This is a genomic window from Planococcus donghaensis MPA1U2 (assembly GCF_000189395.1).
GTDB classification, from domain to species: Bacteria; Bacillota; Bacilli; order Bacillales_A; family Planococcaceae; genus Planococcus; species Planococcus donghaensis_B.
The window spans coordinates 1-13,753 of record NZ_AEPB01000033.1 but is presented as its reverse complement, the minus strand read 5'-3'; the positions used below and the strand labels follow the sequence as shown (position 1 = coordinate 13,753).

9 protein-coding genes are annotated in these 13,753 nt (G+C 39.6%); all 9 read right to left on the bottom strand.

Annotated elements, in window-relative coordinates; translation table 11 throughout:
• Positions 1-1,197: a M24 family metallopeptidase gene (locus tag GPDM_RS10105; protein ID WP_008431096.1), complete on the bottom strand. Its 1,197-nt coding sequence runs from the start codon at positions 1,195-1,197 to the stop codon at positions 1-3.
• On the bottom strand, positions 1,194-2,555 hold the full coding sequence (locus GPDM_RS10100; RefSeq protein WP_008431095.1) for a M20/M25/M40 family metallo-hydrolase: 1,362 nt from the start codon (positions 2,553-2,555) through the stop codon (positions 1,194-1,196). The genes GPDM_RS10105 and GPDM_RS10100 overlap by 4 nt, the downstream gene beginning before the upstream one ends.
• 283 nt (positions 2,556-2,838) lie before the next feature.
• Positions 2,839-4,134: an Nramp family divalent metal transporter gene (locus GPDM_RS10095; protein WP_008431092.1), complete on the bottom strand. Its 1,296-nt coding sequence runs from the start codon at positions 4,132-4,134 to the stop codon at positions 2,839-2,841.
• Between the two features lie 281 nt (positions 4,135-4,415).
• Entirely contained in the window at positions 4,416-5,117 is a 702-nt protein-coding gene (locus GPDM_RS10090; RefSeq protein WP_008431091.1) for a GntR family transcriptional regulator, read from the bottom strand.
• 30 nt (positions 5,118-5,147) lie between these two features.
• Entirely contained in the window at positions 5,148-6,140 is a 993-nt protein-coding gene (locus GPDM_RS10085; RefSeq protein ID WP_008431089.1) for a 2-hydroxyacid dehydrogenase, read from the bottom strand.
• A 134-nt stretch (positions 6,141-6,274) separates the two neighbouring features.
• Entirely contained in the window at positions 6,275-7,741 is a 1,467-nt protein-coding gene (gucD, locus tag GPDM_RS10080) for an alpha-ketoglutaric semialdehyde dehydrogenase GucD (RefSeq protein ID WP_008431088.1), read from the bottom strand.
• A 120-nt stretch (positions 7,742-7,861) separates the two neighbouring features.
• The gene (locus GPDM_RS10075; RefSeq protein WP_008431087.1) at positions 7,862-8,782 is read right to left on the bottom strand and encodes a dihydrodipicolinate synthase family protein; all 921 of its coding nucleotides are present in this window, start codon (positions 8,780-8,782) and stop codon (positions 7,862-7,864) included.
• 20 nt (positions 8,783-8,802) lie between these two features.
• A complete protein-coding gene (locus GPDM_RS10070; RefSeq protein ID WP_008431086.1) occupies positions 8,803-9,591 on the bottom strand; it encodes an HpcH/HpaI aldolase family protein in 789 nt (262 codons plus the stop codon).
• Positions 9,592-10,008: 417 nt separating this feature from the next.
• Positions 10,009-13,359: an Ig-like domain-containing protein gene (locus GPDM_RS16325; RefSeq protein ID WP_050789210.1), complete on the bottom strand. Its 3,351-nt coding sequence runs from the start codon at positions 13,357-13,359 to the stop codon at positions 10,009-10,011.
• Between the last annotated feature and the right edge of the window lie 394 nt (positions 13,360-13,753).

Here is a 13,753-nt window from a genome sequence, read left to right as displayed (position 1 = left end):
TCACGATTTCACTAGTAATAGTTTTTGCTGTCTTTTACTAAGAACTTGAGCACCTTCGACCGTAACCAACACATTTTCTTCTACAATCATGCAAGGCAAACCATCATCTTGAATGACAGTGGGCTCAATCGCATATACTTCATGCTCTCGGATTACGCCTTCTACTGCTTTTCTTGGCGGTTCACGTCGAGGTCCTAGAATCGTTCCGCCGTCATGAGTAGCTCTCCCAATTTGATGGCCCACAGAATGACGAATTGTTGGATAACCTGCTTTTTCAATAACTTTTCTTCCTACTAAATCCAATTCATAGCCTTTTTTACCCACCGCCAATTGATCAATAACGGCCGTAATGGCATCGTAACTTGCTTTAAATGCTGCTTTCACATCTTCTGGCGGCTCAGTTTCTCCATTTTTAAGAAAATAAAACGTACGAGCAATATCTGATACATAATCTTGATACTTTAAACTAAAATCAATGATGACAATATCACCCGGTTCGACCGTTTTGTCGCTTGGTTTTCGGTGTGCTAAGCCATGTCTGACGGCACAAACCAATGGTGGATCAAAGGCTGACCCCAGACCCGAACTAACACCTCTTGCCCTCATCTCTTTTACAAACAGTTCGCCAATTTCCTGCTCTGTTAAGTAAGGTATTAACTTTAAATGAACCGTTTCAAAAATATCGGTTGTTACTTGAATAGCTGCTTTAAGGGTTTGAATTTCTGCTTTCGTTTTTACACTTCTTAGTTCTCCCAGCAGTTCTTCACTAGACTGCTCTACTGCATTTAACGCTTCTGCGCCAACTGTTTCTTGTAGCCAGCAATACAAGCCATAAGTCAGTCCATCACATAAGTGATCTTGTTCAGAAATATTTAATGCGAGATGTTGAATATCCATCTCATTCCATGCGGCCATAAATGTTTCTTCTATAGAATCCTCATACGTTCGAACTTTTTGAAATAATCCTGTATCTTGATAACTTCCAGTATCGCTTTTAGAAGCTATGACGATGTGATCCCCCGATTTTCTGATGAAAATTGCAGCTTGATGAACAGACCGAACACCGACTAAAAGCGGCATTGCAGGATCTGATCCTTCTCTTGTTAAGATAAGCCACGTGTCTATATTTTTTTCGACCATTAAAGAAACGGCTTGATCTACTTTTTCTTTCACTATTTTGAAATCGCTACCTCTCATACATTCCCTCCTAAATTACTAGTCTCATTTAAGCGTTTGAGTATTGCCGTTAGTTGAGTGATGCCAAATTCATAATCTTTAATGGAAATTCTTTCGTTAACTCCGTGGACAAGTGGCAATACTTTATCGAAAGTCATATGCGGCAACATAGTGCAATAGCCAACAATTTTTGCACCTGCTTGTTGAAAATATCGTCCGTCATTGCTGCCAATGGTCATAAACGGTACGGTTTTTGCTTCTGGAAAGCTTTCTTTTAAACGGTCTTCTATGATTAGATGGAGCGTTGGATCGATTGTTTGATCGTAGCCGAAAAAAGGTGAATGCCATTCAATTTCGGCTGCGGAATCTATTTGCTTGATCGTATCTTCGACGGCTTTTTTAATAACAGTAGCGTCTGTATTGGGTAAGTGCCTTGAATCAACAGTTAAACGAAATTGGCCATTCATGTCTTTTCTCGCTTTTCCTCCTTGAATGCTCGTCACAGTCATGGTTGATTTTGTTAATGCGGAAAAAAATCGTTGATATTTTTTGGGGAATCTAGCGATTAGCTGTTGCCAGTCTTTATTTAAGGATTGATCATTTAAACTTTTTGCTATTTGTGAGAACATATCGTGTACGGAAGGTGACAGTTGCTCATTCTCTAAACCAAAGTCAGTAATGGCTTTACTAATTCTAAATGCTTTTAAAGCAGCATCATTTGTTGGCATGTAGGGATTAGGACTTACCACTGCGGAAGTTGTAACAGTAAAGGAAGTGTTACCTTTTTGCCCTGTTTCCATTAAGTAAAAAGAACGACCTTCTACTTCAATTGGAAAGCCACCGCCTTCGTTTAAAATTAAGGCATCCTTCCAAAGTGTGGGATATTGTTTAAGAAACGCTTTCAAGCCGAACTCACTTCCGGTTTCTTCTTCGCAGGTGATCAATTGTAAGATTGGGCAATTGATTTGCTGAGTTTGAAGTTCGATCATTGTCATTAAATGTGTCATGCCAATTTGTTTGGCATCAATGGCCCCTCTACCCCAAATTTCATCGTCCACTACCGCTCCAGAAAATGGTGGCTGTTCCCAATCTGTTGGATTTGCTCCAACGACATCGACATGTGAAAGAAGGACAATCGGCGGCTTTGACCATGTTTCAGAAGAGACAGGATGATCTTTTAACAGCGGAAACAAATCCTTTTCTCTCAACGCGATGACTAAGTTCCCTTTGTTTTCAGCTGTGCGAAGATACAAAGTATATAAATGATGACGCTCAGCCAAGCTCTTCATAAACAGTAAAGCTTTCTCTTCGTTCCCTGCACCTGCAGTCGTATCAAATTGAATGTATTTAGATAACCATGATATATGGGGTTTACTCATCAGCTTCCTCACCTTTTTTTTGATTACTCTAACTATAAATAAGTTTTTAAAAATAATATGTAAAATACTTTACACTGTTTTCGGAATTTTCATTTTTATTTAGATGTTGGCATTTCAATAAAAATATAAAAACCAACCACCAAAAATTTGGTGGTTGGTTAGTTTTGTATATCTGAATATTCTAACTTTTTTTCGAATTTATATAGGATAAAAAATGTTGTACTCTCCAACTGCTAACGCAATTTTTGCTGGTACAGCAACTTGCTCCCCCTAAGGTATTAGCCTAAGAGAAAAAGCTCATCAAAATTTCATATGATCCCCAAACAGCCAACAAGGACGTTGACGCTAGAACGATATTCTCAAACCAGTTGTTTGTATTTTTGCCCAAATATTTCTTTTGGTTTGAAATGACTAGCAACCCGATGGCAATCGCCGGTAAGCCGATGACGTTCAATGCATTTGTAAACAACGTCAATGCAATAAACCCTGTAACCCCTGGTATCGACCAAATAATTGGGGAAATAAGTAGAAACAAACTAACCCATTTGAATTTTGGATCTCCTTCTATTTTCTGGTCTTTTGTCAAAATTCTATTTGTAACTTTGTAATAGCAATCCATAATTACTTTCCCGTAACCGTTTGCCGTACCGATTACACTGCTGTATAAAATTCCGAAAACGCCCAAGTAGAAAATCCAAGATCCAAAGTTCCCCATATATAAAGACAAAGCGCGTGAAATATCATCTACACTTTCTACTTGAATGCCATTAGGACGCAAAATTTCCGCCCCCACAATCCAAATGGCCAAGTTTAAAACAATGGCACATCCAAATCCGAACAACAAATCTTTCCGCTGAATTTTTTTGTGCTCGGGTTTGATCCAACCTCTGTCTTGCAGAAAATAAGGATAAATCAAATTTGTTAAAGAACCCGCTACCGCCCCGACTAGCGAAAGAGCGACAAGAATAACGCTGTATGTGCCAACTTCAGCAGGCAGCGCAAATCCAACGGTACCTCTCAGAATCCCACCTACATCAGGGCCACTGTAAACCGCCAAACCGACAAAACAAATTGTTAATACGCCCAATAGAATCTTCATAACCATTTCCACGTTACGGTAAGCGTTTCTTCCCATAATCAGCAAACTAATCAAAACCACGCCAATCGACCAAAGAAATGCATCCCCAATGCCGAACATCCAAGCCAAGGCTAATCCAGATCCTTTTATCATCTGGGCGATAATTAAATGCCCAATAACCAGAGAGGCTATTCCGAAAAAGTATGGAAAAAATTTGTGAAGCCGTGAATAGCCTTCCAAAATTGTCATTCCCTCGTTATTGTACATTTGAAATCGTCCCATGATATTACAAATGACATATCGGATTAAAAGTGATCCAGCAAGTAACCACATCAATGCATAACCGTACGTTGAACCTGCTACTGATGAAGTAACAAGATCTCCGGCTCCCATCATCGTCAATACCATTACGATGGCAGGACCATAAGTTTTCACAACAGTAATTATTCTTTGCATTACGGACTTTTTAGCTGATACCACATTTTCTTCACGAATTTCCATTTCTTTCAGCTCCTTTTGCATTAAGAGTATTTAAAAAACGAAGATAAAGGTCCATATAATTCTATTTCTCACCACTAAGCCCATTGACTAGTTCTTGGCTCTGTTTCTTACTTTTTTTTCGATAAGTTATCTCTTATATTATAAAGCGCTTTCATTTCCAAAAAAAGGTTAATTTTCTTGAACTTAATTATTATAAAACTTCTTTTGATATCTGATATATCAAATTTACGAAAAAAAAGCAGGCTCTCAAGCTTTTTTTAATTTTTTTCTAAAAATAGCTATTAGAGAGTGGAGTTTACTACTTTTTCTTTCTCTTCTTTCAGTTTTCCTAGAGCAAATGACTTTGTTCGGTTAATGTGGTTTCTCATAGCATACTCCGCACCTTCAGGATCTTTGTCACGAATCTTTTGATAAATATTGTAATGATCATCAAAAGCACGAAGATGCTCTTCTTTGTCGGCTAAAGCTTTTTTTCGGATAAACTGGTCAAATGAACGAACAGCTTCAATCTGGTTGGCAATATAATTGTTTTTTGCAGCTTCCCGGATTGTTTCATGAAAGTAAATGTTCACTTCTTGCAACTTCTCGATATCTTTTTCTTCTGCATACTTTTTCATTTCCTGAAGAATCATATGAAGTTTGTCTGCTTCTGCCTCTGTTCTTTTCAGTGCCGCAAGCCCTGCCGCCACTCCTTCAAGTGCAGCTCGTGCCAAGGTAATTTCTTCCACTGAACTCATGACACTCGTCGATACAAATGAACCTCTTCTTGCTTTTGAAATTACCAATCCTTCTTTTTCCAACTGGCGTAAAGCTTCTTTAATCGGCGTTGTGCTTACTTGAAATTCTTTCGCTAATTCACGTTCTCTCAGATGAAATCCAGGTTCATAGCTCCCGCCGAGAATTGCTTCTTTTAAATTTTCATAAATGAGTTCTCTAATTGAACGCGATTGCTGACTTATTTTCTTATGAATGTTAACGTCCATTTTGAGGCCTCCCTTTCTCTATAATCTATTTTATGAGGTATCAAACTTTATCTTTGGATTAACCTCTAACACTTCAGGATTGATCAAACTTGGAGGCGTCTCTCCAGTTAAACCCTTTATTAGATTTTCTATGGCCAATTTCGCCATTTCATACCTTGTTTCTTCCGTTGCTGAAGCGACATGAGGCGTAGTGACAACATTTTTCAACTTTAGCAACGGACTCTTTGCATCAAGTGGCTCTTTTAAATAGACATCTAACCCGGCAGCAAGGATTTCACCGCTCTCAAGTGCTGTGACCAATTCGTCCTCTTTTACCAGTTGTCCACGGGCACCATTTATAAAAATGGCGGTCTCTTTCATCAGTTCAAATTCTTTTTTGCCTATCATTCCAATTGTTTCAGAAGTAAGGGGTGCCATCAAACAGACAAAATCCGATTTCTTCAATAGATCTTCAAGACTCATATATTTGGCGTTTAACTCTTCTTCAGCAACAGCGTTTCGTGAACGGTTATGATAGAGAATATCCATCTTGAAACCATGATGTGCTCTTGCTGCTACCGCCTTACCGATGCTTCCCATGCCAATCATTCCAAGCGTTTTACGGTTAATGTCTACTCCGAACAATTCATTAGAAATTTTGCCGCTCCACTTACCGGACTTCACATATTGGTCAAGTTCAGGTATTCTTCTCGCCGCCGACAGCATCAAACCAAAAACCAAGTCTGCTGTCGTCTCGACTAAAACGTCAGGGGTGTTTGTCGCCACTATTCCACGGGCAGTCAGTTCTTCAAGATCTAGATTATCATAACCCGCGGAGATGTTCGCTACAAACTTTAATTTGGGCGCATGATCCACTAGGCTCTTGTTGACCTTCAAGCCTGATCCTATTATCGCTTCAGCGGATGAAAGATGCTCCATAAAAGATCCTTCGCTAGGAGTTGCTTGCGTAATATAACAATGATTAGCCAACTGGTTTAGTAGTTTTTCAGAAATCTGGTTATAGACAAGAACTGTTGGTTTCATAGAACCTCCCATTTAAACTTTCTGAAAAATCAAATTATATAAAATATGATATATCAGATTTGTTATTCAAGTCAATAGCTGCAATAAAAATTTGTTTCAGCCCAAGGTATAATCAACAATACTTCTTTGCTTTTTTATTTTTTTACAAACACTGTTTTAATCGAAGTGAAAAATTCAATGGCCGCTCTGCCCTGTTCACGGGAATGAGAGCTAGATTGTTTCATGCCGCCAAACGGTGCTTGTAACTCGACTCCTGCACTTTCTGCATTTATACGCACAAGCCCAGCTTCCATATCATTAATAAATTCGAGCATATTGCCAATATTGGTGGTGAAAATCGAAGCACTCAAGCCATATTCCGAATCATTTGCGAGTTCAAGTGCCTGTTCGATCGTATCCACTTTCATCAAAGCTAGTACTGGTCCAAAAATCTCTTCTCGGGCAATTGTCATATCACTTGTGACATTGTCAAATACTGTTGGTTCAATAAAGTAACCGTTAGAATTGGCTCCCTCTGTTAGCTGATTTCCACCGTGCAACAGTTCAGCGCCTTCTGCTTTGCCTTTTTCAATATAAGACAAGACATTATTCAACTGATTTTCGCTAGCTACAGGTCCCATCCAATTGCCATTTCCCATGCCATCGCCGACGGTAATTTCGGCCACTTTTTTCACGAGTTTTTCACGGAATGTCTCGTAAACGTCGCTTTGTACAATAACACGGCTGGTCGCAGTACATTTCTGACCCGTCGATTTTAAACCACCGCTAATTGTAGCATCCACTGCTAAGTCCAGATCCGCATCGTTTGCGACAATTACCGGGTTTTTCCCGCCCATCTCTAATTGGTACTTAATGCCGCGATCAAGTGCTGCACGTCCAATTTGTTTGCCAACTGCATTAGACCCGGTAAACGTAATGCCATCCACGCCAGGATGCTCTGCCAAGCCTTGGCCGATAACCGAACCTGAACCCGTTACCATGTTGATAACACCCGCAGGCAGACCCGCTTCGTGGAAGCATTCCACTACACGAGCAGCAGTCACAGCGGTATCACTTGCAGGTTTTAAAACAACAGAGTTTCCGTAAATAAGCGCAGGTGCCATTTTCCAAATCGGGATTGCGACGGGAAAGTTCCACGGCGTGATAACACCGATGACTCCAAGCGGAACCCGGTTAGTGAACATCAAAGCTTCGCTGTCGGAAGATGGAATAACCTCACCAACTGGGCGCATACCTTCACCGGCATAATAACGCAAGATTGCCACACCGCGCGCTGTTTCACCTTTCGCTTCTGCAAACGTCTTGCCCATTTCCTTGGTCATGGCTTCTGCAACATATTCTATTTTCGATTCTAGAACCGAAGCAACTTTATAAAGAAAATCACCTCTTGCAGTGCCTGACAGTTTGCGCCAGACTTTTTGGCCCGCTTTCGCCGCTTCTACTGCGTTATCAAGATCATTAGATGAAGACAGTTGGAACGAACCAACTACTTCATCTTTATTTGACGGGTTGAAACTTTCGCTTGTCTTTCCTGTATCAGATGAATACCATTCCCCATTGATATAATTTAAATAAGTTTTAACTTCTGTATGAGTTGTCATAATATCCTCCTAATGTTTGATTTATTTGATTGGTTTATAGATTTTTTCAATCATAGCTTTTAATTACTGCCATAAACTACGAAATATCTCATCAGTTTACTGGCAGCCCTTTTATCCTGATTAAACTATTCTACTTAACCCTATTTCCCAAGACTCTAAAAGCTCAGCAACCTCTCGTTTATCCTCTTCGTTCAGCGGATCAACCGGTTCTCTTGTAACGCCTGCTGTCAAGCCTAATTGCTCCATGGCTTCCTTGATCACTACTACGTTATTGCCGTTATTGTATTTAGCACGCAAATCCTCGAATGGTAGAACTTCATTCCATACTTTCCATACCGTTTCCTGATTTCCTTCACGCAAAGCATTAAGCAACTCAAGAGATTTTTCGGGGTATACATTTACTAAGCCGGATGTAAAACCTACAGCTCCTGCATTATAGAAGAAAGGTGCCCATTTTTCTGCGGTTCCGCAAATCCATGCAATATTGTATTCTTTAGGAACTGTCTGAACCAACTTAGCAAACCGCGGCAAATCATTAATCGCATATTTAACTCCTACCAATTTCTCTAAAGGAGCCAACTCCTGCAACACCTCATCACTGAGATGAGGATCTTTGAAATAAATAATAGAAGGAATATCCAATGCTTCTATTATTGTTTTAAAGTACGTAACCGCCCCTCTTGAGGTGATATAAGGATGAATCGGCTGATGAATCATTACGCAGTCCGCTCCCGATTCTTGTGCCGCTTTCCCTAATTCGATTGCAGTATCTACTGCGTATCCTATACCAGCCATAACGGTCGCACGCCCAGCTACAAGTTCAACAACTTTGTTAGTAGCCTCTTTTGCTTCAGCTACAGTCAATGCATAAAATTCACCTGTATTGCCGTTGGGAACAAGGACTTCCATTTTATTCTCAAGAAGAAATTCAATATTTTCCTCCAACCCTGTCCAGTTGATTGCTTTAGTGTCTTTTTCAAAAGGAAGCATGTTAATCGCGGATATAGTTGAGAACTTTTTGCTGAAATTGGCATAATTCATTAGTCTATCTCTCCTCTAGTTTAGTGGTTTTGTTTTATCTTCTTTTCTTTAACGCCAGTAATATAGTCTTTGAAAGCTTCATTTAAGAGAGAAGTCACCGTTAAGGACACGTAGTCGGCGCCCCATTCTTCACGCTGTCTTGCACCTTCTTTACTCTTCGTATGAATTCCTACTTTTACTCCACGTTCTGTTGCCAACTGGTAAATTTCATCAATACTTTTTAACACGTCGGGATGATCGATGCTTCCCCCGTACCCTAAAGAAACAGACAAATCAGTCGGTCCGATAAAGACCATATCAATTCCTTCGACACTTAAAATTTCTTCCAAGTTCTCCATCGCTTTTTCTGATTCGATGTGAATGCAGACCAAACTTTGAGTATTGGCATGTGCCAAATATTCGGCGATTGGCTCTGTTCCATATTTTGCTGCTCTCATTGAGAAAGCTGCTCCTCGTTTTCCAATTGGTGGATATTTAACCGCTTTCACAACTTGCATGGCCTGTTCTTTATCATCTACTTGCGGTACATGAACACCATGGGCACCTCGGTCCATCGCTTTCAGAATATGAGCCGGGTCACTTGATACTACCCGAACCAGCGGCGTAACTCCCGCATTCTCTGCTGCAATAATCATGTGTTCAACGTTTTCATCTGACAACATGCCATGTTCATTATCAATTACCACTACATCAAATCCGTTATAAGCGACCATCTCCACCATTTGTGTGCTGGGAAATCCGACGAATACACTTAATGCGGTTTCTTTTAGATCTGCCTGCAATTGAGCTTTTAACTTGTTATAAAACAAAGCTAATCATCCTCCCTTATTTTGTGGTCTATTCGAAATTTTACTGCTGTGATTATTTGGCTGTATGCTCTTACTTGTTCGTACTTCTTTTTTAATAGTGACAATCCATACTTGTGATCAATTTTTTAAAACCTTTTATATAGTTAATTTTCTGAAAACTTAACTATATGAGATATGATATATCAGATTTCATATAGTTGTCAATTAGTAATTTACCTTTTTTGTAAATTTCTCTGACGGGATGAGGTAATAGTATACTTTTAATTTTTTACTGGTTGATGTGAGAGCTTGTTCAAAGCAGGTTGTTATTTAATAGCTTTCAAAAATGTTAGATTCGTGAATCCGGAGTTTTTTAGCAAATTAAAAGACATGAGCCAGTATCGTACCGGACTCATGTCTTTTAATTTTTAATAATTCCTACTTACGAAACTCCTCATTCTTAGCTCTCGCTAAGAATACGGAATACTCAGCTCTCGTTGTTGGTTCGCCTGGTTGGAAAGTTTTATCTGGGTAACCAGTCGTGATGCCATTTTCAAATAGTCCAGAGATATAACCTTTCGACCAATGTCCGGCCTTCACATCGCTAAAATGGTTTTTATCACTTGCGTCTAATTCGTATGCAATGCTAATGATTTTCGCCATTTCAGCACGTTTTAATCCATCATTTGGTGCAAAGGTACCGTCTGGATTTCCAGTAAACAACCCTGCTTTTGAAACCGCTGCAATGTAGTTTTTGCCCCAATGCTTGTCTGAAACGTCCTTGTAACCCGAAGGAACATCTTCAATTGGCAAATCGAGTGCGATCGCTAACATTTTCGCTGCTTCTGCGCGAGTTGTGTTTTTTTCTGGTTGGAAAGCGCCGTCTGGGTAGCCACCGATGATTTTTTCGTCAGCTAAGTACATGATTTTATCTAATGCCCAGTGAGATAGTTTCAAATCTGGGTAGTTGCCATCTTCTACTGTGACTAAAATTGCTTTACTGTTGTTTCCAGCTGCATCTGTTGCAATAATCGATAACTTTGTTCCGATTTTTTGTTTCTCAATCTTCACTTCGTATTCGCCTTTTTCATTGGCTGTTACCGTACCAATTGACTTCGATCCTGCTTTAACTGTAATTGTTGCACCGGTTTCTACAGTACCGATAATTCTTGTCGAGTAATGTGTTACTTTACTCGTTAATTCCATCACTGGTGATGTACCATCTGTAACTACCACTTCTTTAACAGAACTGATATTTCCAGCTTTGTCTGTCGCAGAAATGGATAAAACTGTTCCTGTTTTTTGTTTTGGAATCGTTATCGAATAGTTACCATCTACGCTTGCTGTTGCTACAGCAATTTCTTTATTACCATCCATAACAGTTACTAGTGCCGCGGCTTCAGCTGTTCCTGTAACTTTAGTCGATTGATCTGTTACGTGATTTATGGTTGGTGCACTAGGTGCTGTCACATCTAGAACTGTGACTTCTTTTGCAGAACTGATATTTCCTGCAGCATCTGTTGCAGTCACCGTTAATTTTGTGCCAGCTTGTTGTTTCTTAATTTCAATAGAGAATTCGCCATCAGCGTCAGCTGTTGCTGTTGCCAATTCGCTGTTGTTTGCAGTAACCGAAACAAGCGATTCCGCTTCGGCATTTCCTGTAATCACCGTCGACTGATCTGTTACTTCGTTGACAGTCGGAACTTTTGGTGCTGATTCATCCATCACTGTCACTTCTGTTGTCTCACTTGTATTCCCCGCAGCATCTGTTGCGATTACTTGAATTTTTGTTCCCGCTTTTTGAGCTGAGATTGTCGCTTCATATTTGCCGGCTGAAGAAACAGTTGTCGTCGCCAATTCAGAATCATCCGCTTTAATAGTAATCAAAGCATCAACTTCTCCTGATCCTGTAATTACTGTCGAGTTGTCGGTAACTTTATCAACTGTTGGCGCGTCAGGTGCTGTGACATCTACAACCATTACTGTTTTAACTTCACTAACATTACCTGCTGCATCTGTCGCAGTAATACTTAGTTTAGTGCCAGCTTGTTGTTTTGCAATCGCGACAACAAACTCTCCATCTTTGTTTGCTGTTGCTGTGCCAATTTCTGCGCCTTCAACTTTAACGCTAATAACGGAATCCGCTTCCGCAGATCCTTTTACCTCTGTCGAATTATCCGTCACTTCTTTCACTGTCGGTATAGCTGGTGCCGTCACATCTAAAATCGTTACTCGTGCCGCTTCACTGATGTTACCAGCTTTATCAGCTACTGTGATTTCCAGTTGTGTACCGACTTGTTGTTTAGGAATTGATACAACATAGTTGCCTTCTTGATCTACTGTTGCTGTACCGATTTCAATAGTATCTGCCTTAACAGTTACTGTTGCACCGGCTTCGGCTGTTCCGGTCACTGAAGTTGATTCATCTGTTACTTTATTAACCACAGGTTTTTCTGGAGCTGTCACATCACTTACTATGATTTCTGTTGCTTGACTCGTATTCCCTGACGTATTGGTTGAAGTAATAAACAGCTTGCTTCCCGCTTGCTGTTTCGGAATAGCAATGGAATAATTTCCATTCTCATCAGCTGTGCCTTCCGCAATTACTTTGCCCTCAAGTTTCACCTTAATTTCAGCATTTTCCTCCGCGGTTCCGCTAATCACGACATCTTTGTCAGTTACAGGATTGACTGTTGGTTTAACCGGCGCAGTTCCGTCCTGAACAAGCACTGATACTAAGCCAGTTCGAACAATTCCAGTATTTGCCTGAATATTTATGGTTACTCCTGGACCGACTGATCTTGATGAAACAGAAAATCTACCATCATCGCCTGTCTGTCCTGAGCCAAGAGTCATCTCTCCTCCCAGTAGAAGTTGGATATTAGTACCCGGAAAAGCTCGACCTGTTACAGTGTTCGTCATGCCATATAAAGGATCTATTACCGGCTCTGAAATCAACGTTAGTACACTTAATTTCTTGATTTCGCTTGTATTATTATGTGTATCGATTGCAGCGATTCCCAATTCATATCTTGCACCTTCATCAAGATTTTTAAACGTATAGGAAGTTGTATCTCCTGAAACCGTCTCTTTTAAATGACCATCTATGTATAGTGCATACTCTTTTACCTCACGCTCAGTATTCCACGTTACTTGAACTTCATCAAAACTCTTGTGACCAACTGTGAAATTCATCGTATATTTAGATACAGTATTTCCGAAACCATCTTTTAAAATAAATTGAGCATCATCAAAAATGGCTTCCTCAACTGCAACTGCGAATGATCCATCTGCATTAACCGAAACCGATTCACCGTATAACGTCATATCTAAGAATGGCAACGTCTTACCTTTTATTAAGGTATCTCCATTTTCAAGCTTCTCGTTTTTTACAATAAAAGGAATATCATAACCATCCTGCCTTAACAAGTTCGTTAAGTTAATTGAATTGGGTTCAACTCCTATCATTTGGAATTGTCCCTGGCTTAATGCCGGTTCCATTCTGTATCCATCATTTCTTGCATTCAATGTACCTTCGATTGTCAGTCCGCCATAGCTAGCTAGCGTTCCATACACATATACGTTTCCTGTGATAGTCACGTTACCATCAACAGTCACCAAAGAATTCGGGCCAATGTATAAATCACCATCGATCGTTTTGTTCGACCAAGACTCATTTTCAGTGGTCACGGTATAATCAGTTGCTGTAGAAGCAACTTTCACTTCTCCTGAATCGGTAACTTCTCCTTTCTCTTCACTAACTACACTTTTTACACTTTCAGCGTGCACTGGCAAGGCTCCAGTTCCTAGCTGTACTACTAGCGAGGACATTACTAATAAAGTAAGCCCTTTCTTCAATCGAGATTTTTTAACCACAATACCAAACCTTTCCTCTACTTTTTTTAATGATTGGATAATAATATGACTATAATTCCAGAACAAAATTAGAATTTACTTAAAAACTCATAATTATACCTTTAAATTACATTTTAAATTTTAATGTAAATTTAATAGTCTTTAAAACCCATGACAATTCTATCACTTTTTACTACAAAACTAAAGACGTTTTTAGTATTTCGGCATATTCAATGAATTTCTAAATCGCTTCTTATCTCTTTTAAGTTTAAATAACAGTTTATTTCTCTCTCTCTAAAAAATGCCCCTTAAGAAATCAATCGATTTC

Bases quoted from the DNA above. Each gene is read 5' to 3' on its own strand.
- GPDM_RS10100 (WP_008431095.1), bottom strand. From the start codon at position 2,555: ATGAGTAAACCCCATATATCATGGTTATCTAAATACATTCAATTTGAT.
- GPDM_RS10075 (WP_008431087.1), bottom strand. From the start codon at position 8,782: ATGAATTATGCCAATTTCAGCAAAAAGTTCTCAACTATATCCGCGATT.
- gucD (WP_008431088.1), bottom strand. From the start codon at position 7,741: ATGACAACTCATACAGAAGTTAAAACTTATTTAAATTATATCAATGGG.
- GPDM_RS10085 (WP_008431089.1), bottom strand. From the start codon at position 6,140: ATGAAACCAACAGTTCTTGTCTATAACCAGATTTCTGAAAAACTACTA.
- GPDM_RS10095 (WP_008431092.1), bottom strand. From the start codon at position 4,134: ATGGAAATTCGTGAAGAAAATGTGGTATCAGCTAAAAAGTCCGTAATG.
- GPDM_RS10105 (WP_008431096.1), bottom strand. From the start codon at position 1,197: ATGAGAGGTAGCGATTTCAAAATAGTGAAAGAAAAAGTAGATCAAGCC.
- GPDM_RS10090 (WP_008431091.1), bottom strand. From the start codon at position 5,117: ATGGACGTTAACATTCATAAGAAAATAAGTCAGCAATCGCGTTCAATT.